This is a genomic window from Microbacterium phosphatis, assembly GCF_049177115.1.
In the GTDB taxonomy this organism is placed as follows: Bacteria; Actinomycetota; Actinomycetes; order Actinomycetales; family Microbacteriaceae; genus Microbacterium; species Microbacterium phosphatis.
Genome location: NZ_CP185370.1, coordinates 185,079 through 207,716 on the forward strand (window position 1 = coordinate 185,079; position 22,638 = coordinate 207,716).

A 22,638-nucleotide genomic window follows, 5' to 3' on the forward strand; every position below is an offset into this window, starting at 1 on the left:
CCGGCCCTGATCAGGGCGTCGGGACGGAGGCGAAGATCGCGTCGATGATCTCCTCGCTCCGCACCCCGTCGGCCTCGGCCTCGAAGTTCAGCAGCACGCGGTGGCGCAGCACGACGTGCCGCAGCGCGCGGATGTCCTCGGGCAGCACGTGCGCGCGGCCGTTGAGCAGCGCCAGCGCGCGCGATGCCTGCAGGAAGGCGATCGAGGCCCGGGGGCTGGCGCCGTACTTGATGTACCGCGCCTTCTGCTCGCCGATGTACGGCGCGGGGTTCCTCGTGACGTACGACAGCCCGACGATGTAGTTGCGGATCGCGGGGGAGACGTGGATGCGGCTCGCGACCTCCTGCAGCAGGTGGACATCGGCGAGCGTCACCGAGCTGTGCACGTGATGCTCGGGGTCGAGGGCGCCCGAGTCGATCCGCTCGAGGATCTCGAACTCCTCCTGCGGCGACGGGTACTCGACGATCTCCTTCAGCAGGAAGCGGTCCATCTGGGCCTCGGGCAGCTCGTACGTGCCCTCCTGCTCGATGGGGTTCTGCGTCGCGATCACGAGGAAGGGCTTCGGCAGGCGGTGCACCTCGCCGCCGATCGTGGTCTGGCGCTCCTGCATCGCCTCGAGCATCGCGCTCTGCGTCTTCGCGCTCGAGCGGTTGATCTCGTCGAGCAGGACGAAGTTCGCATGCACCGGCCCGAGCACCGTGCGGAAGGATCCGGTGCTGGCGTCGTAGACCTGGTTCCCGGTGATGTCGGAGGGCAGCAGGTCGGGCGTGCACTGGATGCGCTTGAACTGCGCGTCGATGGTGTCGGCGAGCGTCGAGGCCGCGGTGGTCTTGGCCAGGCCCGGCACCGACTCGAGCAGGATGTGGCCGCCCGCGATGAGGCCGATGAGCAGGCTGGTGCGCAGGCGCTCCTGGCCGACCATCTTCGACGAGTACGCGTCGGAGACGATCCGGATGACCTCCACGGCCCGGGCCATCTCCTGAGGAGTCGGGGCCTCGGTGGTCTCGCTCATGGTTCTCCCCTCGCGGACGCGCGCGCATCCGATCCGGACCCAGCGTAACGGGGGCCCCGGACGCCGGAATGGCGGCGCCCCCGGGCCCGGCACGCCCGTCCCGGTAGACTGGCGGCGGCCCAGAACGCAGCCCGAAAAGCGGGAGAGAGGTCTTGGGCACATCGAGCCACAGGGCTCGTGCACAGACAAGGGGAAACCCATGCCAGGAATCGTGATCGTCGGCGTCCAGTGGGGCGACGAGGGCAAGGGCAAGGCCACCGATCTTCTCGGTGAGCGCACCGACTGGGTCGTGAAGTTCAACGGCGGCAACAACGCCGGCCACACCGTGGTGATCGGCGGCGAGAAGTACGCCCTCCACCTGCTGCCCTCGGGCATCCTGTCGCCCGGCGTGAACGCCGTGATCGGCAACGGCGTGGTCATCGACCTCGAGGTGCTGTTCCAGGAGCTCGACGCGCTCAACGCCCGCGGCATCGACACGTCGAAGCTGAAGGTCAGCGCGAACGCGCACGTCATCACGCACTACCACCGCACCCTCGACAAGGTCACCGAGCGCTTCCTCGGCAAGCGTCAGATCGGCACTACCGGTCGCGGCATCGGCCCCGCGTACGCCGACAAGATCAACCGCGTCGGCATCCGCGTCCAGGATCTGTTCGACGAGTCGATCCTGCGCCAGAAGGTCGAGGCAGCGCTCGACCAGAAGAACCACCTGCTGGTGAAGATCTTCAACCGCCGCTCGATCAGCGCCGACGAGATCGTCGAGGACCTGCTCTCGTACGCCGAGCGCGTGCGCCCCATGGTGTGCGACACGGGCCTGCTGCTGAACGAGGCGCTCGACCGCGGCGAGGTCGTCGTCTTCGAGGGCGGCCAGGCGACCATGCTCGACGTCGACCACGGCACGTACCCGTTCGTGACGTCGTCGTCCGCGACGGCCGGCGGGGCGTCGACCGGATCGGGCGTCGGCCCCAACCGCCTCGACCGCATCGTCGGCATCGTCAAGGCCTACACGACCCGCGTCGGCGCCGGCCCCTTCCCGACCGAGCTCTTCGACGAGAAGGGCGAGTGGCTGCGCAAGACCGGCTTCGAGTACGGCACCACCACCGGGCGCCTGCGCCGCACCGGCTGGTACGACGCGCCCATCACGCGCTACGCCACCCGCGTCAACGGCATCACCGACCTCGTGGTCACCAAGCTCGACGTGCTGACGGGGCTCGACGAGATCCCCGTGTGCGTCGCGTACGACGTCGACGGCGTGCGCTTCGACGAGGTGCCGGTCAACCAGACCGACTTCCACCACGCGAAGCCGATCTACGAGAACTTCCCCGGCTGGTCCGAGGACATCACGGGCGTGCGCCGCTTCGAGGATCTGCCGCAGAACGCGCAGGACTACGTGCTGGCCCTCGAGAAGATGAGCAACACCCGCATCTCGGTCATCGGCGTCGGCCCCGGCCGCGACGCCGTCATCGTGCGCCACGACCTGGTCGACTGACCCGATCCGCTCGCGCTCACGAGGCCGTCGCGTTCGCGCGACGGCCTCTTCGCGTCTGCGCCGCTGCCGCTGCCGAGAGGCGACCTGTCAGGATCGAGGCATGAGGTTCTGGATCGGGGCGCGCGGCGCCGACATGAAGGCCGAGGCGAACGGCATCATGGCCGCCACGGCGGGCGATGCCGACTCGCCCCTGGCGAGCGGGCCGCTGGCGCTCTCCGGCGATGCCGTCGCGGCGCCGTCGCCGACCTGGCTCGCCCCGCATCCCCGCCTCGACATGGTCTACGCGGCGCTCGAGAAGAAGGGCCACGTCGGCGCCTTCCGCCGCACGGGCGAGTCGACGCTGACGCCCCTCGGCCCCACCGTCGCCACGGGCGACGCGACCTGCCACGTCAGCGTCTCGCCGGACGGATCCCACCTCGTCGCCACCTCGTGGGGCGAGGGCAGGGTGACGCACGTCGCGCTCGGGACGGACGGACGCCTCGGAGCGGCGGCGGTCGGCGACCCCTCGGAGGATCCCTACTCGACCGGGAAGGCGCCCGCACCGGATGCCGCCTCCCTCGTCGCGCAGGACGGCGGCATCGCCGATCTGCGCAGCCTGGTGGACCGCGGTGCCGACGCCTCGCAGATCGCGGCGCTGCTCGCGGGCACGGCCCCCGCGCCCGCGATCGGCGCGGATGCCGGGCTCGACGAGATCCTGGCCCTGCTCGGGCGGTCGAAGGACCCGTTCGACGACCCGGCCGTCCGCGACATCCTGCGCGGCGCCCCGGATCCGGCCTCGCCGCTGGCGGGTGCCGTCGACCTCAGCGGCACGGCGCCGGCGGCCCCCGAGCCGCCCGCCGAGCGCGTGCCGCGCGCGCACTGCTCGGTGTTCCTGCCCGGCGGGCTCGTCGCCACCACCGACCTCGGCTACGACCTGGTGCGGTTCTGGCGCACGTCGCCTCAGGGCCTGCGCCTCGATCACGAGGTCGCCCTGCCGCGGGGCACGGGGCCGCGGCACCTGAGCCTGCACCCGAGCGGTCACCTGCACGTCGTCACCGAGTTCTCGTGCGAGGTGTACGCGCTCGCGGCGGGGCCCGACGGCCGCTGGGCGCTCCGCTCGGCCACCACCGCGTCGCCCGGGGCGATGGCGACCGACACCGGCGCCGAGCTCACCCGCTCGCGCGACGGCGAGTTCCTCTACGCCGGTCTGCGAGGCAGTGACACCATCGCGGTGCTGCGCGTGCGCGGCGATGGCGAGCGCCTCGAGCACGTCGCGCTCGCCGAGTCGGGCATCCGCACGCCGCGTCACCACGTGGTGATCCGCGACGCCCTGCTGATCGCGGGGCAGGGATCGAACGAGATCGCCTCGCTGGCGGTCGATCAGCGCACGGGCGTGCCGGGCCGGGTGCGCCACCGCCTCGCGGTCCCGACGCCGCAGCACATCCTGCCCGTCCGCTGATCCGCGCGGGGGGCGAACCGGCCGGCGCCCGGGCCCCGGTAACCTCGATGCCATGAGCGAGATCACGCCCGCAGAGGACCCCCAGGCGACGCTGCTGCGCCTGCGCGCCAGCATCGACAACATCGACGCGGCGCTGGTCTACATGCTGGCCGAGCGCTTCCGGGCGACCCAGCAGGTCGGGCTGCTGAAGGCGACGCACGCGATGCCGGCGTCCGACCCGTACCGCGAAGAGCAGCAGGTCGCCCGCCTGCGCGCTCTCGCCGAGGCCGCCCACCTCGATCCGGAGTTCGCCGAGAAGTGGTTCAACTTCGTGGTGGCGGAGGTCATCCGCCACCACGAAGCCTTCAAGAGCACCGCGGCCGACGCGTAGCGCGACCGCGCCGCCGGCCCCTACGCCACCGCGCGGCGAAGGGTGACGTAGCTGCCGAGCGCCATGAGCGCGATGGCCGGCACCGCCCAGAGCGCCATTCCCAGGGGGCCGGTCTCGACCAGCCAGGTCCATGTGGCGGGCCACGCCTCGAGCCGGGTGATGAGGAACACCACACCCACCAGGATCAGGCCGAGGCCCGTGAGCACGAGGGTGACGGCGAGCGTTCCCCAGCGCTTGAAGATCGTCGCGCTCCAGAAGCCGATGACGAAGAGGAACATCGTGATCACGAAGTACGTGATCCACGCGGCCCACCAGCCAGAGGCCCAGACGGCCGGCAGGTAGGCGAAGTAGCCGTTGACGCCGAAGCCGTCTGTCGCCTTCTCGATCAGGCCGATCACCACGAAGACGGTCGAGAGCATCACGCCCGTCACCGAGGCCGCCGCGAGCGTGCCGAGGTAGAACTCGCGCCGTGTGAGGCTCATCGCCTGCGAGAACGGGAACGACATCGTCATCGCCTGGATGCCCACCGCCATGAAGGCCCACAGCGGCGCCTGCGCCCCGCCGCCGTACTTCGGCTCGTCGATCGGGATCATCGTGAAGATCAGGATCGAGATCACCCACGACGCCCCGAGCACAAGCAGGGGCATCCAGATGTAGGTGACCTTGTTGATGAACTGCAGCCGGACGACGTTGAGGATCCGGTTGTGCCGCTGGGGGCTGCTGGCGACGGCGCTCACGACGCCACCTCCTCTTTCTCGGACGCACGCGCGTGCGTGGCGTGCTGGGTGCTGCGGACGATGAGCTGCTGCAGCGAGACGGGCGCGAGCTCGAGGCCCGCGGCCGATGCCTCGGCGCGCTCGGCGGCGGTGAGGCCGCCGACGAGCGTGACGGACGACACGCGACCCAGCGACTCGCGGTGGATCACCTCGCGGCCGCGGAGGAACGCGTCGATCGCGGCGGCGTCGCCCACGAGGTTGGTGGCCTTCTGCAGCGCGTCCTCGGTGGTCTCGTCCATGATGATCCGGCCGCGGTCGATCACCAGGACCCGCTCGACGAGGTTCGCGACCTCGTCGATCAGGTGGCTCGACAGCAGGATCGTGCGCGGGTGCTCGGCGTAGTCGGCGAGCAGGCGGTCGTAGAAGATCTGCCGCGCCACGGCGTCGAGCCCGAGGTAGGGCTCGTCGAAGAAGGTGATCTCGGCGCGCGAGGCGAGGCCGATGATCACTCCCACGGCGGAGAGCTGACCGCGCGAGAGCTTCTTGATGCGCGTCCTCATCGGCAGCTGGAACTCGTCGACGAGGCGCTCGGCGAGATCCTGGTCCCAGTGGGGAAAGAACAGCAGCGCGGCGGCGAGGGCGTGCCGGGCCGTCGCGTCGTCCGGGTACTTCTGGCTCTCGCGGACGAAGCAGATGCGGCTGAGCACGCGGGCGTTCTCGTAGGGGTGCTCGCCGAAGACGCGGACGGAACCGCTGGTGGCGAAGTTCTGGGCGGTCAGGATCGACATGGCTGTCGTCTTGCCCGCCCCGTTGCGGCCGAGGAAGCCGTAGATCGTGTCCTTCTCGACGTCGAAGCTGACGGCGTCGAGGGCCAGCGTGTCCTTGTAGCGCTTGGTGAGGTCTCGCACCTCGATGACGGCGGTCATGACTGCCTTCCGGTGTCGGGGGATGCCTGGGGGGTGGAGCCGTGCTCGCGGACGAGCGCGGCGAGGTCGGTGGGGGAGAGGCCGATGCGGCGGGCCTCGTCGATGAGGGGGGTGATGTAGCGGTCGGCGAACGCGTCGCGGCGCTCGCGCAGCAGCAGCTCGCGCGCGCCGTCCGACACGAACATGCCGATGCCGCGGCGCTTCTCGAGCACGGACTTGTCGACGAGCATCGCGACTCCCTTCGCTGCGGTGGCCGGATTGATCCGGTAGAAGGCGGCGAGCTCGTTCGTCGACGGCGCCTGGTCCCGCTCGGGGAGGGAGCCGTCCACGATGGAGTCCTCGATGCGCTCGGCGATTTGCACGAACAGCGGCTTGCCTTCTTCGATCAATGCGACCCCTGGTGGTGGGTGGGTTAGTTACTCAAGTAATGAACCATGGAACGCCGAGAGTGTCAACCCTCTGCTCTCCTCACAACCGCTGGAGGCTTGCGGTGAGGTCGACGGCGCAACGCCCCCTAAACTTGGGGACGACATGCCCGAGGAGAATCCGAGCCTCGCCGGCAGTCGCAATCCGCGGTGTCACCGCACCGGCTGATCCGGCCGGATTTCTTTCCGAGCGCGACCTCATCCCCACCAGGCCCGCGCTCCTAGCTGATGGAGAGTCCCATGCCGCAGCTGCATGCCCACCTCGTGCCGATCTTCGATGAGATCGTGACCCGCAACGCCGGCGAGCTCGAGTTCCACCAGGCCGCCCACGAGGTCCTCGAAAGCCTCGGCCCGGTCGTCGAGAAGCACTCCGAGTACGTCGACGCCCAGGTCATCCGCCGCCTGTGCGAGCCGGAGCGCCAGATCATCTTCCGTGTGCCGTGGGTCGACGACGCCGGTCGCGCCCAGGTCAACCGCGGTTTCCGTGTCGAGTTCAACTCGGCACTGGGCCCCTACAAGGGCGGCCTGCGCTTCCACCCGTCGGTGAACCTCGGCATCGTGAAGTTCCTCGGCTTCGAGCAGATCTTCAAGAACTCCCTCACCGGCCTCCCCATCGGCGGCGGCAAGGGCGGCTCGGACTTCGACCCCAAGGGCAAGTCGGACGCCGAGATCATGCGCTTCTGCCAGTCGTTCATGACCGAGCTGTACCGCCACATCGGCGAGTACACCGATGTCCCCGCGGGCGACATCGGCGTCGGCGGCCGCGAGATCGGCTACATGTTCGGCCAGTACAAGCGCATCACCAACCGCTACGAGTCGGGTGTGCTCACCGGCAAGGGCATCAGCTGGGGCGGATCCCTGGTGCGCACCGAGTCGACGGGCTTCGGCGCCGTCTTCTTCGCGCAGGAGATCCTCGCCACCTCGGGCGACTCGTTCGACGGCAAGCGCGTCATCGTCTCGGGTTCGGGCAACGTCGCGACCTACGCCACGCAGAAGGTGCACCAGCTCGGCGGCACCGTCGTGGCCGTCTCGGACTCGAGCGGCTACGTCGTCGACGAGAAGGGCATCGACATCGAGCTCCTCAAGGACGTCAAGGAGGTGCGCCGCGCTCGCATCAGCGAGTACGCCGACGCCCGCGAGGGCGCCGTGTACGTCGAGGGCGGATCCATCTGGGACGTCCCCGCCGACGTCGCCATCCCGTCCGCCACGCAGAACGAGCTGGGCGAGGCCGCGGCCATCCAGCTCGTGAAGAACGGCGTGAAGGTCGTCGCCGAGGGCGCGAACATGCCCACCACGCCCGAGGCGATCCGCGTGCTGCGCGAGGCCGGCGTGAAGTTCGCGCCCGGCAAGGCCGCCAACGCCGGTGGCGTGGCGACCTCGGCGCTCGAGATGCAGCAGAACGCGTCGCGCGACGCGTGGTCGTTCGAGTACACCGAAGAGCGCCTGCACGGCATCATGAAGTCGATCCACGACCGCTCGCTCGAGACGGCAGACGGCTACGGGGCCCCCGGCGACTACGTCGTCGGCGCCAACATCGCCGGCTTCACGAAGGTCGCCGACGCGATGCTCGCGCTCGGCGTCATCTGATCCGATCCCTCGAAGGGGCGGGCGCATCACGCGCCCGCCCCTTCGTCGTCCCGCGGCGTGAGCGGGTCAGCGGGCGGCGACGGCGCTGACCTCGATGAGCACCCCGGGCACGCCGAGCGCGGCCACCACCGCGGCGGTCACGAGCGGCGGCTCGGGCGCGGCGACCTTCGCCGCGATCGCCCCGTAGGCGGCGCGGAGATCCGCGCCCTCTGCGATGAGCACCGTCCACTGGATGACGTCGGCGGGCGTCGCGTCGACGGCCGCCAGCGCGGCGATGGCGTTGTCGACCGCGCGGCCGGCCTGGGCGGCGACGTCGTCCCCTCCGACGAGGGCGCCATCGGCGTCGACGGCGTTCTGGCCGCCGACGTAGATCGTCGTCGCGCCCGGGGGCACAACGGCGACGTGGCTGAACGCGGGGCTGTGCACGAGCCCCGCGGGGCGGATCCTCTCGATTCCGTTCATGCGCCCACGGTCCCACCGGCCTCCGACATCCGCCAGGGCGGGGGCCTGCACCGGCTCAGCCGCGGAGGTCGCGCCGGCGCAGGGCGAGCATGGCCAGAGCGGGAAGAGCCACGACGAACAGCCACAGCGGCCACTGGTCGGCGACGGTGACACCGCCCTGCAGCGGCGCGTCGCCGAACGCCCACGAATACGGCGACGACGCGGCGATCCAGTCCGAGTCGGGGGTGCGGGCCGCGACGGCGTTGAGCGCGTAGCCGGCCACCGCCACCAGCGCGCCGACGCCGGCGGACAGCGCGCGCCCGCCGATCGCGGCCCCGGCCAGCAGCGCCCACACGCCGCAGAACAGCGCGAGTCCGGCCAGCGCCGCACCGGCGACGAGCACCGGCCCCACCTCCAGCTCGAGCTCGGCCGACGTGTTGAACCCCAGCACAACGGCCGTGCCGACCAGCACCAGGACCAGGACCCGGATCGCCAGGGCCAGCGCCTGCGCCAGCACGTAGCGCCCCCGGCCGATCCCGTGCGCCAGATCGAGCTCGAGACGCCCGGACTGCTCGTGCCCGCCGACGGCCTGCGACGCCCAGCCCACCGAGGCGGCCGTCACGAGGAAGAACCCCATCAGCCCGTAGAAGGTCGCCTGCACGTAGCCCGGCCCCGAGGTGATGTCGTCGTAGCCGAGGGTCGTGACGAGGTCCGGCGGCAGAGAGTCGAGCAGCGCCTGCATGTCGCCGCCCACGAGGCTCGGGTACAGGGGCAGGTAGAGCGACAGGATCCCGACGATGGCCAACGACCACAGGGCCGTCGAGCGCCACGACCCGGCCAGCTCGCGCAACAGCACGTGGGTCACCGGCCCGCCTCCCTCGCGGTGCCGCGCGCGTCGGCGAGCGACGCGAGATCCAGGGGAGGGCGCTTGGTCGCCGGATCGCGCGGGCGCTTGTAGAGCTGCAGGATCGCGTCCTCCAGATCCGGTTCCTGGATGTCGAGCTCGGCGGTGGTCAGGCCCGAGATGGTCTTGACGAGGGCATCGAGCTCGCCGTCGTAGAGGGCATCCAGGCGCACACCATCCGGCTCGTCGGCGAGGGCCGTGTCGCGCAGCGGCAGGTGCCGGAGGTGATCCCACACGGCCTCGGAGTCGGCGTCGGCGAAGACCGCGCGGACGCGGCGGGCCGCCCGGCGGCGCAGGGCCGCGACGTCGCCCGTGGCGATGATCCTGCCGTCCGCGAGGACGGCGACGTCATCGGCGACGTGCTGGATCTCGCTCATCACGTGCGAGCTCAGCAGCACGGCCGCGCCGTTGTGCCGCGCCTCGCGCACCAGGTCGAGGAACGTCCGCTGCACCAGCGGGTCGAGCCCGCTGGTCGGCTCGTCGAGGACCAGCAGGTCCGGGTCGCGCATAAACGCCTGCACGATGCCGAGCTTCTGGCGGTTGCCCTTCGAGAGCGCCCGGACCGGGCGCGAGAGGTCGAGCCCCAGGCGCTCGGCGAGCTGTTCGTCCCGCCCGCGGGGAACGGGGCGGGACACGCGGGCGTAGAACGAGAGCAGCTGCCGTCCCGTGGTGCGCCCGTCGAGGCGCAGGTCGCCGGGCAGGTACCCGATGCGCTCCCGCAGCGCGGGGCCGCCGCGGCGCGGCTCGGCACCGAGCACGCGCACGGAGCCCCCGGACGGGCGGAGCAGATCGAGCAGGATCCGGAGCGTCGTCGTCTTGCCGGCGCCGTTCGGCCCGACCAGCCCCAGTACCGATCCGGGCGCGAGATGCAGGTCGATCCCGCGCAGGGCGGTGTGCCGCCCGTAGTGCTTCTGGAGGTCGGCGACCTCGATGGCGGCGGTGCTCACGCGCTCACCTTAGCGCCGCCCCCTCCCGCGCATCAGTGGTGGGCGTGCCGCCTGCCCAGGGTCTCGACGGGGCCGGCGCCGGGGCGCGTCCACTGCGGCACGGGGCGGGTGTTCTCGCCGTGGTGGCCCCGGCCCTGCTCGTCGCTGCGCCAGTACCAGCAGGGGTGGTCGCCCTCGGGCCAGCCGTCGGGGACGTCCTGCCACGACTCGCCGCGGCCGTACGGCAGGAGATCGAGCAGCCGCAGCTGGGTGTCGGCGATCTCGCCCCCGCGGCCGGTGGTGTCGTACGTCAGGTAGACGTCGTCGCCCCGGCGCAGGAACGCCGTCAGGTGCCCCATCTCACCGCCGATCGGATCCGGCACCCCGCGCACCGAGTACCAGGGCTCCGTGTAGCCCATGAACTCGCGGAACGGGGCGATCTCGTCCCACGGGCCCTCGCACAGCACGGCGTACGAGACGCCGCGGGCGCGGAGGTAGACGGCCTCGCGCAGCTCCCACGCCGACATGGTGCAGCCCTCGCACTGGCCCTGATGGGGCGCGCCGTCGTGCCACATGTGCTTGTAGACGAGCAGCTCGTCGCGGCCCTGGAGCAGGTCGATGAACGGCACGGGCCCGTCGGCTCCCACGACCGGCTGCCCGGCGTCGACCTCGAACATGGGCAGGCGGCGGCGCGCCGCGGCGATCGCATCGCCCTCGCGCGTGTGCGCCTTCTCGCGCACGAGCAGCGCGTCGCGCGCCGCCTGCCAGGTGGCACGGTCGACGATCGGCGGCGACCCGGGAAGCTGGGTGTCGGTCATGGTCACTCCTCCCAGGGCAGCTTCACGACGGGCAGGATCAGGATCCGCCCGAGCACCGCGCTGGGGTGCTTCGCCATGTAGACGGCCGCCTCCTCGATCGACTCGGCCTCGAGCTGGTCGTAGCCCGCAAACCACTCCTTGAACTCGGGGAAGGGGCCGTCGGTGATCAGCGTCCTGCCGTCGCGCACGACCACCGACTTCGCGCGGTCAGGGCTGGCGACCGGGGCGCCCATGCCGAGCGCCCCGGACCGCTCGCCCTCCTCGGCCCAGCTCTCGAGCATGCGCTGGTCCTCCTCGGGAGGAAGGGTGGATCCGGCGAGGTCGGTCAGGTGCAGGACCAGGAACTTCTGCGTCATGATGCTTCTTCCTTCTGGGGTGATCTCGGTGGCGTCGCCAGTTGGCCCCGGCGGCGGATGAGGTGGCTGGACTCGGCGGTGTTCCCGGCGAGCTCGATCGCCCGGTCGTAGGCGGCGTGCGCGTCGGCCGAGCGGCCGACCAGCCGCAGCAGCTCGGCGCGGGTGGCGTGGAAGGCGTGGTACTCGTCGAGCGAGCCGGCGAGCGTGTCGACCAGTGCCAGCGCGACCTGGGGCGAGTCGAACTCGCTGATCGCGATGGCCTTGTTGAGGGTCACGATGGGGCTCGGATCGATCCGCTCGAGCTGCCCGTACAGCGCGACGATCTGCGACCAGTCGGTGTCGCACGCGTGGGGTGCGCGGACGTGCACGGCGTTGATGGCGGCCAGCAGCTCGTACCGGCCGGCGCGGGCCCGGCCGGCCCGCACCGCGTCGACCCGCTCGCGCACAAGCGCCAGCCCCTCGGCGATCAGCGCACGATCCCAGGCGCCGCGATCCTGCTCGTCCAGGCGAACGAGCTCGCCGTCGCGCGAGACGCGCGCGGCGGTGCGGGCCTCGGTCAGCAGCATCAGCGCGAGCAGCCCCGTGGCCTCGCCGCGCTCGTCCGAGTCGTCGGGCAGCAGCTCGCGCACGAGCCGGGTGAGCCGGATGGCCTCGCTCGTCAGGTCGCGGCGGATCGGATCCGATCTCTCGCCCGACGCGAGGTAGCCCTCGTTGAAGATCAGGTACAGCACGGCCAGCACCCCGCCCACGCGCGAGGGGAGGTCGGTGTGCTCCGGCACGCGGAACGGGATGTGCGCGGCCTTGATCTTGGCCTTCGCGCGGCTGATCCGCTGGCCCATCGTCGTCTCCTGCACGAGGAAGGCGTGTGCGATCTCGGGCACCGTGAGGCCGCCGACGATGCGCAGGGTCAGGGCCACGCGGGCCTCCATGGACAGCGCGGGGTGGCAGCAGGTGAACACGAGGCGCAGGCGGTCGTCGTCGACCGCACCCACCGGATCCGGTGGCGAGTCGTCGTGCATCATGAACGCCTCCTGCTGCTTGGCGTCGCGCCGGCTCTCGCGGCGCAGGCGATCGATCGCGCGGCGGTGCGCGGTGGTGGTGATCCAGGCGCCCGGGTTGGGCGGGATCCCGTCGGCCGGCCACCGCTCGACCGCCGTGGCGAACGCCTCGGCGGCCATCTCCTCGGCGAGGTCGAGGTCACCGAACCTCCGCGCGAGGCCCGCCACCACCCGCGCCCACTCCTCGCGGTGGGTGCGGGCGACGGCCTCGGCGGCGGCGGGCGCGGCGGTCATGCGAACGGCCGCACCTCGATGCGCTCCCGGCAGACGTGCGAGGCCTCGGAGGCGATCTTCAGGGCCGCGTCCAGATCGGGCACGTCGATGATCCAGAGGCCGTTCAGGCCCTCCTTCGCCTCGATGAACGGGCCGTCGCTGAACAGCGGCTCGTCGCCGCGCGCGTCGATGACGGTGGCGGTGGAGGCCTCCTCCAGCCCGTCGACGAACACCAGCACTCCGGCGTCGGCGAGACGCTCGTTGAACGCCTCCGTCGCCGCCATCGCCTCGCGCATCTCGTCGGCCGAGGCGTATCCGTAGAACTCCGTGTACTCCTGACGGCCCATCACCGACAGCAGGTATCGCGCCATGACTCAGTCCTCCTCGTGCGTGCCGCGGGTGGGCACGACGTACATCCGCCCGATGCGGGCGGTCGGATGGTTCTCGAGCAGCCGGGTGGCGTGCTCCATCGACTCGGCCTCGATCCACTCGACGCCGAGGAACCACTCGGCGAACTCGGGGAACGGCCCGTCGGTCACCACGACATCGCCGTCGTGGGCCGTGATGCGTCGGGCGGCGGCGGGCCCGGCGACGGTCTCGCCGTTCGGCTGCCACCCCTGGGGGCCCTCGCGGTGGGCGAGCCAGGCGTCCATCGCCGGCTCGTCGATCGCCGGATCCCACTCCGCCGCGGCGGGGTCGGTCATGTGGATCACCAGGAACCTCTGTTGTGCACCCATCGTGTGCCTCCTTCATGAGGTCTACGAACGGCCCCGGGTCGATTCGACAGCCTCGGGCGGAGAAATCTCAAGAGCCGTCGTGGATGTCGGATCCGGCCCGGGCTCGTCGTCGCTCTGTCGAGGGCGGATCACCGGATCGGCCCCGCCGGAGACAGAGACGAGAGGTGACGGACATGTCCGACCCGATGAGCCCCGACGAGCGGCGCGAGTTCGCCGACCGGATCGCGGACCTGCGCTGGGAGCGCACGCGCGAGCGCAGGGCCCGCCGCCGCGCGACGCGCACCCGCATCGCCGACTTCCTGCTCTCGATCCCCGCGGCCGCGCTCACGCGTCTCGGGGCCTGAGCGCTCCGGCCGTCGCGGCGGAGGGATCCCTTCCGTAGGAGGATCCGGACCGCTTCGCTCCGACGGAAGGGATTTCTCCTTCCGAGCGCACCGCGGGCCGCGCCCGGCCGGGCCGGCGGCCGCGGGGTCAGCCGGCCAGGTGGCCCCAGCGCGCGGCGAGCTCGTGCCACGGGCCGACCGCCGCGACCTCGCCCTCGGCGAGGACGACGACGCGGTCTGCCCGGGCGAGGGCGGCGCGCTTCGAGGTCGACCCGATCACGGTGGTGCCGCGGTCGCGCAGCGCCTGCCAGAGCTCGATCTCGGTGCGGGCGTCCAGCGCCGAGGACACGTCGTCGGCGAGCAGCAGCTCGGCATCGGCCGCCAGCGCCCGCGCGAGGGCGAGGCGCTGCACCTGGCCGCCCGAGAGCCGCACGCCGCGGTGCCCGACGAGCGCGTGGGAGCCACCCGCCTCGGCCACGTCCTCGCCGAGCCGGGCGCCGTCGATGGGGCCCTCGACGTCGCGCGGGTGGTCGAGGCGCACGTTGTCGGCGAACGTGCCGCTGAGCACCCGCGGCACTTGTGCCACGTGCGCGACCTGCCCCGGCCGCAGGAACTCCTGCGCGTCGCCGACGGTCGTGCCGTTCCACCGGATGTGGCCCGTGTGCTCCACGAGGCCCGAGAGCGCCGCCAGCAGGCTCGACTTCCCGGATCCGATCTGGCCGAGCAGCAGCACCAGCTCGCCGCGCCGCACGGTGAGGTCGACGCCGGCCACCCCGAGCGTGCCGTCGTCGTGCACGGCCGTGAGACCCGCCAGCTCGAGCGTCTGGAGCGGCTCGCGTCGCACCACGGGAGGCTCGGGCGCGGTGCCCGCGACGAGGTCGACGCCCGGCACGGGATCGACCAGGTCGACGCCGCCGGCGAAGCGCGCGGTGGCCTGCTGCCACGCCCGCGTGCCCGGGGCCTCGGTCACGACGGCGCCGGCGACGACGCCGAACCAGCCGAAGCCGGTGACGGCGTTGGCGACGAGGAGCGTGGTGGCAAGGTTCCATTGGTCGGTGAGGAAGGCCGCCCACGCGGCGACAGCGCCGAGCTGCAGGGCGACGATCGGGACGCCGTCGAGCACGGCCTGCACGCGGTGCTCGAAGATCGCCGCGCGCACGCGGCCGCTGTCGACCTCCTGCAGGTGACGGTGCACCTCGGGGGTGCGGGCGGCGAGCTTGACGGTGCGCGCCGCGTCGAGCGCCGAGACGAGCGAGCGGCCGAACCGGGCGCGCGCGGCCGAGGAGCGCGTCGCCGAGCGCCCGGCGATCGGGCGGCCCACGGCGGCGGCCAGCGCGGAGACCATCATGACCGCGAGCAGCACGCCGCCCGCGAGCCAGGAGCGCGAGACGAGCGCGGTGACCGCGGCGATGATCAGCCCGTTGACGAAGTCGACCCAGCGGTCGGCGTACATGACGTACCGGTCGGCATCCATGGCGCGCGCCACGATCTCGCCCGGCGGCGTCGCCGACAGGCGGTGCTGCCGGGTCTGCCCGTACATCACGCGCATCCGCACCCGCAGCAGGTTCTCGATCCACCAGCTGGGGTAGAGGTGGATGGCCTTGCCGAGCGCGATCGGGCTGAGCAGCACCAGCGCGACCAGGCCGCTGAGCAGCGCCCACGGCATGTCGCCGGCCTGCAGCGCCTCGACGGTGCGGCCCCACAGGAAGCCGGTCAGCGCGCCCTGCGCCGAGGCGAGCGCCGAGACGAGGAACAGCGCGGCGCCGACCACGCCCCACTCGGGACGCACGAACAGGACGTGGAGGATGCCGCGCGAGAGCGACGGCCCGTCGCCGGTCACGGGGAGGTCGGGCGGTGTGCCCGCGCGGCGCCGCGTCCCCACACCCGCGCTCGGGTCGTCGGCGGCGTCGTCGGAGGGCGCGTCGCCGGGCGCGGGGTGCGGGACCTCGGCGGGACGCGGGGCGTCTTCTCCGTCGGCGGTCTCATCGATCACGCCGGCGGTCGCGGCGGCCTCGCGGAGGCGCCGGAAGGGCCCCTCGGCGACGGCGAGGGTCGCGCGCGGCCCCTGCTGCACCACGCTCCCGTGATCGAGCACGGCGACCAGGTCGGCGCGCTCGATGGTCGACAGCCGGTGCGCGACGAGCACACCGGTCCGGCCGCTCAGCAGGCGCTCGGCCGCCGAGACGACGCGTGCCTCGGTGAGGGGATCCATCCGCGCGGTCGCCTCGTCGAGCACCACCACCTGCACCTGACGCACAAGGAGGCGGGCGAAGGCGACGAGCTGCTCCTCGCCGGCGGACAGGGCCGTGCCGCCCGGGCCGAGCGGGGTGTCGAGCCCGCCGGGCAGGCCCGCGACCCAGTCGCCGAGCCCGAGCTCGGCGACGGCCGCCTCGATCTCGCCGCGGGGGACGGGCGCGAACAGCGCGATGTTCTCGGCCAGGGTGCCGGAGAGGATCTCGGTGCGCTGGGTGACGACGCCCACGGCGGCGCGCAGCATCTGCAGGTCGAGGTCGCACACGTCGACCCCGCCGAGGAACACCGTCCCCGCGGCGGGCTCCTGCGCGCGGGAGATCAACGCGGCGAGGGTCGACTTGCCCGAGCCCGTGCGCCCCACGAGCGCGATCGTCTGCCCGGCCGGCACCTCGAGCGACACGCGCTCGAGCGCGAACTGGCCCTCCTCATACGCGAAGGTGAGGTCGCGCACCTCCAGGCCGACGGGCCCCGCGGGCACCTCCCGGCCCCCGGTGGGCTCGGGGTCGACCTCGAGCATCTGCCGGATGCGGACGAGGGCGCCAAGGCCCTCCTGGATGTCGGGCAGGTGGTGGACGAGGTTCGAGACGGATCCGACGAGCAGCGCGGTCGCCAGGAACAGGGTGACAAGCTGCGCCACGGGAAGCTGGCCGCCGAAGGCGAGCACCGCCCCGACCACGGCGATGCCGCCCAGCAGCGCGTGCAGCAGCAGCTCGGCCCGGTAGATGAGCCGCATCTCGAGCCCGGTCAGCGCGCGCAGACGCTCGTGCACGACCGCGGAGATCTGCGCGAGCCGGCGCACCGCGAAGGCCTGGCCGAGGCTCGTGCGCAGGTCGTTGCGCGCGGCCACCGCCTCCTCGAACGCGGCCGCGTGATCGGTCCACGCCTCTTCCTCGAGGACCTTGCGGCGCGCGATCTCGCTGAGCAGCGGCCGAGCCACCACCGTGACCACCGCGCCGAGCGCTGGGAACAGCAGCCACGCCGGCCACCAGGTCGCGCTCGCCACCACCCACAGCGGCAGGACGCCGGCCACGGTGCGGCCCGCGCCCCAGAGCTGGCGTCGCACCAGCGATCCGACCGCGCGGGTGTCGTCGTCGACCCTGTCCATCACCTCGCCGACCGCCTGCTCGGACAGGACCGCGAGCGGCTGGCTCATCGCCGCCGTGAGCAGGTCGGCTCGCAGCCTGCCCTCGGCGCGGTCCACGACACCCGCCCACAGCACCTGACCGATGCTGTCGACCGCGGCGCCGCCGATGACGCACAGGGCGAACAGGATCAGCGCGGTCGTCGTGGGGTCGCCCGCGAGCCGGCCGGCGATCACGGTCCCGACTGCCTGCGCGGTGGTGCCCACGGCCAGCAGGGTCAGCGCGATCAGCGAGGCGACGCCACGCAGCCGCCGCCAGTCGAGGCGACGCCACACGGGGCGCGCCGATGCGCCCGCCGGGTCGTCGGACGGAGCGGGCGCGGAAGCAGGTGCCTGGGACATCAGGACAACGCTACGACGCGCTTCGGACACTCCGCGCCCGTCGGGTGCGCGGACCGGTGGGAGCGGTTCCGGCGGCGACCGCCGGGCCCGGCGACCGCCGGGGTCAGGCGGGCTCGGGAGGGAGGCGCTGCTCGATCTGCGGGGCGACCTTCTTCTCGAGCACCTCGACGGCCTCGGGCGGCAGCGCGATGAGCCCGTCGAGCTCGGCGCGCACCCGCTTGTAGGCGAGCTGACGCTCGGCGCCCGTGGCCGACTGATCCACCGCGGTCTGCAGCAGCTGCTGGGCGCGCTCCAGCCGCTTGCGCTCCTCGTCGCTGAAGCCGCTGTCGCGCACGCGCCGCGCGTCCTGCTCGGCGACGTCGAACGCGACCTCGTAGTCGTGCACCGCGTCGCGGTACTCCGTGAAGGCCTCCTGGTCGAGCTTGGCGCCCGCGTCGGGGCGCAGGGCGTCGGCGGCCTTCTTGGCGCGCAGGAACGCCGCCGTCAGGGGCTCGCGGCCGTCGCTCATCGTCGGGAAGGCGATGAGCTTGGCCACGTCGAGCTCGTACTCGAGCCAGCGCCGGGTGACGTCGGCATGGGCGTCGAGCAGGCGCGCGAGGCGATCGCGCTGGGTCTTCTCGTCGGCTTCGACGACCCCGGCCGGAAGCGCGGGGGCGGCGGCGGTCGTGAGCGCCTTGGCCTCCGCCTTCGCCCGGATCACCTCGAGCCGGCGCTTGTGCCGCTGCTTCGCGGAGCGCTCGGTCCACGCGCCGATCGCGCGGACACCGCCGACGATGGATCCGCCGAAGACGAACCACAGCCACCAGTTCTGGCCGATGAAGTGGAAAACGGGCTCCAGCACGCTCCGACTCTAGGCGAAACGACGAGAGGGGGAAGGACCGAAGTCCTCCCCCCTCTCGCGACGCGGTTCAGCCGAACAGCAGGGCGAAGACGGTCGCTCCGCCGCCGGTGACCAGCAGGGCGCCGATCACCACCCACGCGACCGTGCGGACGCGGCGGTTGCGCTTCTCGGACCAGAGGTCGGCGGCCTCGCCGTCGGGCTCGAGCTCGGAGTGGTTGATCTGCGTCATCGCTGTCGGGCCCCGACCGGCTCCGTGACGGTGGCGCCGAACGCGGCGGGCAGGGTGCCCGTCGACAGGGCGCGCAGCTCGGCGACGGGCACCTGGAAGAGGTCCTGCACCTCGAGCACGGGCTCGGTGTCGGTCACGCCGATGCGCATCACGGGGTAGCCGCGACCCTCGCAGAGTCCGCGGAACTTCACGTCCTCCTCGCGCGGGACCGTGACGATCACGCGACCGGTCGACTCGGAGAACAGGGCCGTGGCGGCGTCGACGCCGTCGCGCTCCATGATCTCGGTCAGCCACACGCGGGCGCCGACGCCGAAGCGCAGGACGGCGTCGGTGACCGCCTGGGCCAGGCCGCCCTCGGAGAGGTCGTGCGCGCTGGAGACGAGCATCTCGTCCTTCGCCGCGCCGATGATGCCGGCGAGGGTGCGCTCGCCCGCCAGGTCGACCTTCGGCGGGCGGCCGCCGAGGTGGTTGTGCACGGTGCCGGCCCAGGCCGATCCGTCCAGCTCGAGCGCGGTCGTGCCCAGCAGGTAGATGTTCTCGCCCGCGTCCTGCCATCCGCTCGGGATGCGGCGCGAGACGTCGTCGATGATGCCGAGCACGCCGACGACGGGCGTCGGGTGGATCGGGGTGTCGCCGGTCTGGTTGTAGAACGAGACGTTGCCGCCCGTGACGGGGACACCCAGCTCGAGGCAGGCGTCCGACAGGCCGTCGACGGCCTGCGAGAACTGCCACATGACCTCGGGGTTCTCCGGCGAGCCGAAGTTCAGGCAGTCGGTGACGGCGGTGGGCTCGGCGCCCGTGACGGCGACGTTGCGGTACGCCTCGGCCAGGGCCAGCTGCGCGCCCGCGTACGGGTCGAGCTGGCAGTAGCGGCCGTTCGCGTCGGTCGCGATCGACACGCCCAGGCCCGTCTCCTCGTCGACGCGGATCATGCCCGCGTCGTCGGGGAAGGCGAGGGCGGTGTTGCCGAGCACGTAGTAGTCGTACTGGTTCGTGATCCAGCTGGTGTCGGCGAGGTTCGGCGACGCGACGAGCTGCTTGACCTGATCCAGGATCGCGGCGCCGTCGGTCGGGCGCTCGAGCGCGGCGGCCGAGTCGGCCTGCAGGGCGTCGATCCACGTCGGGTAGGCGACGGGGCGCTCGTAGACCGGGCCGTCGACGGCGACCGTGGACGGGTCGACGTCGACGATGGTCTCGCCGTTCCAGGTGATGACTAGGCGGCCGTCGCCGGTGACCTCGCCGAGCACGCTGGTCTCGACGTCCCACTTCTTCACCACGGCGAGGAACGCGTCGAGCTTCTCGGGCGCGACGATCGCCATCATGCGCTCCTGCGACTCGCTCATGAGGATCTCCTCGGCGGTGAGCGAGGGGTCGCGCAGCAGGACGTTGGTCAGCTCGACGTTCATGCCCGAGCCGCCGTTGGCGGCGAGCTCGCTAGTCGCGCACGAGATGCCCGCGGCGCCCAGGTCCTGGATGGCCTCGACGAGGTCGTCCTTGTACAGCTCGAGGCAGCACTCGATGAGCACCTTCTCGGCGAAGGGGTCGCCGACCTGCACCGCGGGGCGCTTGGTGGGGCCGCCGTCGGCGAAGGTGTCGGAGGCCAGGATCGACGCGCCGCCGATGCCGTCGCCGCCCGTGCGGGCGCCGAACAGCACGACCTTGTTGCCGGCGCCGGTGGCGTTAGCCAGGCGGATGTCCTCGTGGCGCATAACGCCGACGGCGAGCGCGTTGACGAGCGGGTTGGCCTGGTAGACCGAGTCGAAGACCGTCTCGCCGCCGATGTTCGGAAGGCCCAGGCAGTTGCCGTAGGACGAGATGCCCGAGACGACGCCGTGCACAACGCGCGCGGTGTCGGGGTGGTCGATGGCGCCGAAGCGCAGCTGGTCCATGACCGCGACGGGGCGCGCGCCCATCGAGATGATGTCGCGGACGATGCCGCCGACGCCGGTCGCGGCGCCCTGGAAGGGCTCGATGTACGACGGGTGGTTGTGCGATTCGACCTTGAAGGTCACCGCCCAGCCCTCGCCCACATCGACCACGCCCGCGTTCTGGCCCATGCCGACCATCAGGCGCTTCTTCATCTCGTCCGAGACCTTGTCGCCGAAGCGGCGGAGGTAGATCTTGCTCGACTTGTACGAGCAGTGCTCCGACCACATGACCGAGTACATGGCCAGCTCGCCCGACGTGGGGCGGCGGCCGAGGATCTCGCGGATCTTCGCGTACTCGTCGGGCTTGAGGCCGAGGGCGTCGAACGGCTGCTCGCGCTCGGGCGTGGCGGCGGCGTTCTCGACGGTGTCGGCGACGTGTTCGGTGGGGGCGTTGGTCACGCGGGAGCTCCTCGGCGGGCGGCGGGCCGGACCCGCCCAGTCTACGCGGGAGAAGCGGGGCCGATCTGCCGCCCAGGACACCGCGGATACCCTCGTCCTATGGTGCGCCGTGACCTCGATCTCATCCGCAACGTCGACGAGGCGCTGCGGGGTGACGCGTACGACCTCGCCACCTATGCGAGCCGCGTGCTCGAGATGCTCCGGCGGCCGCTCGACCCCGACGGCAACCCGGTGTCGGGGATGCCCACGCTCGGGGAGATGGTGGACAGCACGCTGGCCGACGCCGTGCGCCAGAGCGACGCGCTGCTGCTGGCGATGGCGCCGATGCTCGACGGCAACGGGCCCGCCGACGCGGCGCTCGCCGAGCGGATCCGCGCGGAGGCGCGCGGACGCTGGAAGACCCTGCCCGCCTGGCTCGACGAGACCGACGCGGACGCCGCGCTCGAGATCACCGGGGTCACCTCGATCGAGCACGTCCTGGGCGCCGCCAGCACGATCGTCATCGGCGCGACGCTGCCGGACGGCACCCCCGCGACGGCCACCGTCTTCGTCGACCGCGACGGCGGCGGCACCATCGAGGACGCCTTCGTCGCCCCGGAGGAGTTCCGGGCGGCGCTCGCCGCGGGCACCAAGGGCATCGACCTCGACACGTTCACCGTCGTCGACATCGATCCGGCCGACGCCCGCGAGCGCGTGCTCCAGGCGGTCGCCGCCGATCTCGTGATCGAGCCGCCGCTGGTCACCGAGACCTGGCCGGGCCACCGCTCGCTGCTCGCCTGGATCCTGCGCAGCCTGCCGGCGGGCGGATCGGTCCTCCCGCGCCCGGCGGAGGACGAGGCCCTCGATGCGCAGCTCGTCGCCGCCGCCGAGCAGGCGGCCCCCGGATCCGGCGACGCCGCGCGCCTGCTGGTCTCGCTGAACCGCGAGCTGAGCGGATCCGGCGATCCGAGGCTGTGGAGCGACACGTTCGTCACCGATCTGCTCCTGGATCACCTGCCGTTCGCGCAGGAGGATCCCGAGACCCTGGTCGCGGCGCTGCGCGCGCTGGTCGCCGCGGGGCACGAGCTCGCCGGCGTGCACGAGCGCCTCACGGCGTACACGGTCGAGGCCCTGGACGAACTGCAGGACGAGTTCCTCGATCTCGCCGCGATGGAGGCCGACGGCGACCTGCCGGAGGACGACCCCGCGGCGCACGAGCTGGCGGTGCTGGCGCTGCGAGTCGGGGGCCGGCGACACCTCGACGGCCTGACCGCCGTGCCCATCACGCGGGTGGTGCCGGATCTGCGACACCTGGACGAGCGCGCCGCGGCGGGGCTCGCGAAGGTGCACGCGCTGCTGGAGCGGGCCGGTGCCCTGTTCGAGGACGAGGCGCTCGGCGATCCGGAGATCCGCGTCGCCGCGGCGGGGGTCGCCGACCTGCTGGCCGAGACCGACCCGCGGCTGTTCGCGAAGGGCAAGCCCGAGCTCGCCGCCGCCGCGATCGCCTGGATCGCCGGTGTCGCCAACGATGCGTTCGCCCCCGTCGGCCCGCTGGATCCGGCGCGCTTGATGGCGTCGCTGGGCCTGCGCGGTCAGACGCCAGCGGCCCGCGCCGCCCAGTACCTCGCGGCCCTCGGCCAGGAGGAGCCCGAGATGTGGGCGACGGTGCCGTCGCTGGGCGACCCGTCCCTGCTCACGGCCCGCACGCGCCGCGAGCTCATGCGCCGTCGCGACGAGGCTCGTCCCCTCTGAGACGCGAGGCGGGTGCCCGACGCGAGGCGCGGGGTCGC

At 72.4% G+C, this 22,638-nt stretch carries 22 protein-coding genes; 6 read left to right on the forward strand and 16 right to left on the reverse strand.

Annotation, left to right across the window (positions count from 1 at the left end; genetic code table 11):
• Positions 1-10 precede the first annotated feature (10 nt).
• Positions 11-1,012 (reverse strand): AAA family ATPase, encoded by a 1,002-nt coding sequence (locus ACOKGD_RS00865; RefSeq protein ID WP_342336160.1) that lies wholly within the window; start codon positions 1,010-1,012, stop codon positions 11-13.
• Positions 1,013-1,211: 199 nt separating this feature from the next.
• Between ACOKGD_RS00865 and ACOKGD_RS00870 the strand changes: the two genes are divergently transcribed.
• The 3 genes from ACOKGD_RS00870 (at position 1,212) to ACOKGD_RS00880 (ending at position 4,306) form a co-directional block, all read left to right on the forward strand.
• Positions 1,212-2,498 carry an adenylosuccinate synthase gene (locus ACOKGD_RS00870; RefSeq protein ID WP_342336161.1) on the forward strand — a complete coding sequence of 429 codons (1,287 nt, stop codon included), beginning with the start codon at positions 1,212-1,214 and terminating at the stop codon, positions 2,496-2,498.
• A gap of 100 nt (positions 2,499-2,598) precedes the next feature.
• Positions 2,599-3,936: a lactonase family protein gene (locus ACOKGD_RS00875; RefSeq protein WP_342336163.1), complete on the forward strand. Its 1,338-nt coding sequence runs from the start codon at positions 2,599-2,601 to the stop codon at positions 3,934-3,936.
• 52 nt (positions 3,937-3,988) lie between these two features.
• Complete coding sequence (locus tag ACOKGD_RS00880; RefSeq protein WP_342336164.1) at positions 3,989-4,306, forward strand: chorismate mutase; 318 nt, start codon at positions 3,989-3,991, stop codon at positions 4,304-4,306.
• Positions 4,307-4,326: 20 nt separating this feature from the next.
• On the opposite strand, the gene ACOKGD_RS00885 is transcribed toward ACOKGD_RS00880, so the two are convergent.
• From ACOKGD_RS00885 to ACOKGD_RS00895, 3 genes are read right to left on the reverse strand one after another with little or no spacing between them, the layout of a single operon-like run.
• Positions 4,327-5,043 (reverse strand): hypothetical protein, encoded by a 717-nt coding sequence (locus ACOKGD_RS00885; protein ID WP_342336166.1) that lies wholly within the window; start codon positions 5,041-5,043, stop codon positions 4,327-4,329.
• Positions 5,040-5,948 (reverse strand): ABC transporter ATP-binding protein, encoded by a 909-nt coding sequence (locus tag ACOKGD_RS00890; RefSeq protein WP_342336167.1) that lies wholly within the window; start codon positions 5,946-5,948, stop codon positions 5,040-5,042. Before ACOKGD_RS00890 ends, ACOKGD_RS00885 begins: the two co-directional genes overlap by 4 nt.
• A complete protein-coding gene (locus ACOKGD_RS00895) occupies positions 5,945-6,337 on the reverse strand; it encodes a GntR family transcriptional regulator (protein ID WP_342336168.1) in 393 nt (130 codons plus the stop codon). The genes ACOKGD_RS00890 and ACOKGD_RS00895 overlap by 4 nt, the downstream gene beginning before the upstream one ends.
• 276 nt (positions 6,338-6,613) lie before the next feature.
• Here ACOKGD_RS00895 and gdhA point away from each other — a divergent pair, with 276 nt between their 5' ends.
• Positions 6,614-7,960 carry an NADP-specific glutamate dehydrogenase gene (gene gdhA, locus ACOKGD_RS00900; protein WP_342336169.1) on the forward strand — a complete coding sequence of 449 codons (1,347 nt, stop codon included), beginning with the start codon at positions 6,614-6,616 and terminating at the stop codon, positions 7,958-7,960.
• Positions 7,961-8,026: 66 nt separating this feature from the next.
• Here the strand turns inward: gdhA and ACOKGD_RS00905 are convergent, their stop codons facing one another.
• Genes ACOKGD_RS00905 through ACOKGD_RS00940 form a run of 8 tightly spaced genes read right to left on the reverse strand, consistent with a single transcriptional unit; the run spans position 8,027 to position 13,413 of the window.
• Positions 8,027-8,422 (reverse strand): RidA family protein, encoded by a 396-nt coding sequence (locus ACOKGD_RS00905; protein WP_342336171.1) that lies wholly within the window; start codon positions 8,420-8,422, stop codon positions 8,027-8,029.
• 55 nt (positions 8,423-8,477) lie between these two features.
• Positions 8,478-9,266: an ABC transporter permease subunit gene (locus tag ACOKGD_RS00910; protein WP_342336172.1), complete on the reverse strand. Its 789-nt coding sequence runs from the start codon at positions 9,264-9,266 to the stop codon at positions 8,478-8,480.
• Positions 9,263-10,252, reverse strand: coding sequence for an ABC transporter ATP-binding protein (locus ACOKGD_RS00915; protein ID WP_342336173.1), 990 nt, complete (start codon positions 10,250-10,252; stop codon positions 9,263-9,265). Before ACOKGD_RS00915 ends, ACOKGD_RS00910 begins: the two co-directional genes overlap by 4 nt.
• 32 nt (positions 10,253-10,284) lie before the next feature.
• A complete protein-coding gene (locus ACOKGD_RS00920; RefSeq protein ID WP_342336174.1) occupies positions 10,285-11,049 on the reverse strand; it encodes a DUF899 family protein in 765 nt (254 codons plus the stop codon).
• A gap of 2 nt (positions 11,050-11,051) precedes the next feature.
• Entirely contained in the window at positions 11,052-11,405 is a 354-nt protein-coding gene (locus ACOKGD_RS00925) for a YciI family protein (RefSeq protein ID WP_342336175.1), read from the reverse strand.
• Positions 11,402-12,697, reverse strand: a complete 1,296-nt coding sequence (locus ACOKGD_RS00930; protein WP_342336176.1) for an RNA polymerase sigma factor — start codon at positions 12,695-12,697, stop codon at positions 11,402-11,404. The genes ACOKGD_RS00925 and ACOKGD_RS00930 overlap by 4 nt, the downstream gene beginning before the upstream one ends.
• On the reverse strand, positions 12,694-13,047 hold the full coding sequence (locus ACOKGD_RS00935) for a YciI family protein (RefSeq protein WP_342336177.1): 354 nt from the start codon (positions 13,045-13,047) through the stop codon (positions 12,694-12,696). Before ACOKGD_RS00935 ends, ACOKGD_RS00930 begins: the two co-directional genes overlap by 4 nt.
• A 3-nt stretch (positions 13,048-13,050) precedes the next feature.
• A complete protein-coding gene (locus ACOKGD_RS00940; protein WP_342336178.1) occupies positions 13,051-13,413 on the reverse strand; it encodes a YciI family protein in 363 nt (120 codons plus the stop codon).
• A 173-nt stretch (positions 13,414-13,586) separates the two neighbouring features.
• On the opposite strand from ACOKGD_RS00940, the gene ACOKGD_RS00945 reads away from it, so the two are divergent.
• Positions 13,587-13,757 carry a hypothetical protein gene (locus ACOKGD_RS00945; protein ID WP_342336179.1) on the forward strand — a complete coding sequence of 57 codons (171 nt, stop codon included), beginning with the start codon at positions 13,587-13,589 and terminating at the stop codon, positions 13,755-13,757.
• A gap of 127 nt (positions 13,758-13,884) precedes the next feature.
• Here ACOKGD_RS00945 and ACOKGD_RS00950 read toward each other — a convergent pair whose 3' ends face one another.
• From ACOKGD_RS00950 to purL, 4 genes are all read right to left on the reverse strand, one after another.
• Complete coding sequence (locus ACOKGD_RS00950) at positions 13,885-17,472, reverse strand: ABC transporter ATP-binding protein (protein WP_342336180.1); 3,588 nt, start codon at positions 17,470-17,472, stop codon at positions 13,885-13,887.
• A 103-nt stretch (positions 17,473-17,575) separates the two neighbouring features.
• Positions 17,576-18,313, reverse strand: a complete 738-nt coding sequence (locus tag ACOKGD_RS00955; RefSeq protein WP_342336181.1) for a hypothetical protein — start codon at positions 18,311-18,313, stop codon at positions 17,576-17,578.
• Positions 18,314-18,380: 67 nt separating this feature from the next.
• The gene (locus ACOKGD_RS00960) at positions 18,381-18,542 is read right to left on the reverse strand and encodes a hypothetical protein (protein ID WP_342336182.1); all 162 of its coding nucleotides are present in this window, start codon (positions 18,540-18,542) and stop codon (positions 18,381-18,383) included.
• Complete coding sequence (gene purL / locus ACOKGD_RS00965; RefSeq protein ID WP_342336183.1) at positions 18,539-20,869, reverse strand: phosphoribosylformylglycinamidine synthase subunit PurL; 2,331 nt, start codon at positions 20,867-20,869, stop codon at positions 18,539-18,541. Before purL ends, ACOKGD_RS00960 begins: the two co-directional genes overlap by 4 nt.
• A gap of 99 nt (positions 20,870-20,968) precedes the next feature.
• On the opposite strand from purL, the gene ACOKGD_RS00970 reads away from it, so the two are divergent.
• Positions 20,969-22,600, forward strand: a complete 1,632-nt coding sequence (locus tag ACOKGD_RS00970; protein ID WP_342336184.1) for a hypothetical protein — start codon at positions 20,969-20,971, stop codon at positions 22,598-22,600.
• The last annotated feature ends 38 nt before the right edge of the window (positions 22,601-22,638 follow it).

Excerpts from the sequence above, each read along its gene's own strand:
- ACOKGD_RS00865 (WP_342336160.1), bottom strand. The coding sequence starts at position 1,012 with ATGAGCGAGACCACCGAGGCCCCGACTCCTCAGGAGATGGCCCGGGCC.
- ACOKGD_RS00870 (WP_342336161.1), top strand. The coding sequence starts at position 1,212 with ATGCCAGGAATCGTGATCGTCGGCGTCCAGTGGGGCGACGAGGGCAAG.
- ACOKGD_RS00875 (WP_342336163.1), top strand. The coding sequence starts at position 2,599 with ATGAGGTTCTGGATCGGGGCGCGCGGCGCCGACATGAAGGCCGAGGCG.
- ACOKGD_RS00880 (WP_342336164.1), top strand. The coding sequence starts at position 3,989 with ATGAGCGAGATCACGCCCGCAGAGGACCCCCAGGCGACGCTGCTGCGC.
- ACOKGD_RS00890 (WP_342336167.1), bottom strand. The coding sequence starts at position 5,948 with ATGACCGCCGTCATCGAGGTGCGAGACCTCACCAAGCGCTACAAGGAC.
- gdhA (WP_342336169.1), top strand. The coding sequence starts at position 6,614 with ATGCCGCAGCTGCATGCCCACCTCGTGCCGATCTTCGATGAGATCGTG.
- ACOKGD_RS00905 (WP_342336171.1), bottom strand. The coding sequence starts at position 8,422 with ATGAACGGAATCGAGAGGATCCGCCCCGCGGGGCTCGTGCACAGCCCC.
- ACOKGD_RS00920 (WP_342336174.1), bottom strand. The coding sequence starts at position 11,049 with ATGACCGACACCCAGCTTCCCGGGTCGCCGCCGATCGTCGACCGTGCC.
- ACOKGD_RS00925 (WP_342336175.1), bottom strand. The coding sequence starts at position 11,405 with ATGACGCAGAAGTTCCTGGTCCTGCACCTGACCGACCTCGCCGGATCC.
- ACOKGD_RS00930 (WP_342336176.1), bottom strand. The coding sequence starts at position 12,697 with ATGACCGCCGCGCCCGCCGCCGCCGAGGCCGTCGCCCGCACCCACCGC.
- ACOKGD_RS00935 (WP_342336177.1), bottom strand. The coding sequence starts at position 13,047 with ATGGCGCGATACCTGCTGTCGGTGATGGGCCGTCAGGAGTACACGGAG.
- ACOKGD_RS00940 (WP_342336178.1), bottom strand. The coding sequence starts at position 13,413 with ATGGGTGCACAACAGAGGTTCCTGGTGATCCACATGACCGACCCCGCC.
- ACOKGD_RS00945 (WP_342336179.1), top strand. The coding sequence starts at position 13,587 with ATGTCCGACCCGATGAGCCCCGACGAGCGGCGCGAGTTCGCCGACCGG.
- ACOKGD_RS00950 (WP_342336180.1), bottom strand. The coding sequence starts at position 17,472 with ATGTCCCAGGCACCTGCTTCCGCGCCCGCTCCGTCCGACGACCCGGCG.
- ACOKGD_RS00960 (WP_342336182.1), bottom strand. The coding sequence starts at position 18,542 with ATGACGCAGATCAACCACTCCGAGCTCGAGCCCGACGGCGAGGCCGCC.
- ACOKGD_RS00970 (WP_342336184.1), top strand. The coding sequence starts at position 20,969 with ATGGTGCGCCGTGACCTCGATCTCATCCGCAACGTCGACGAGGCGCTG.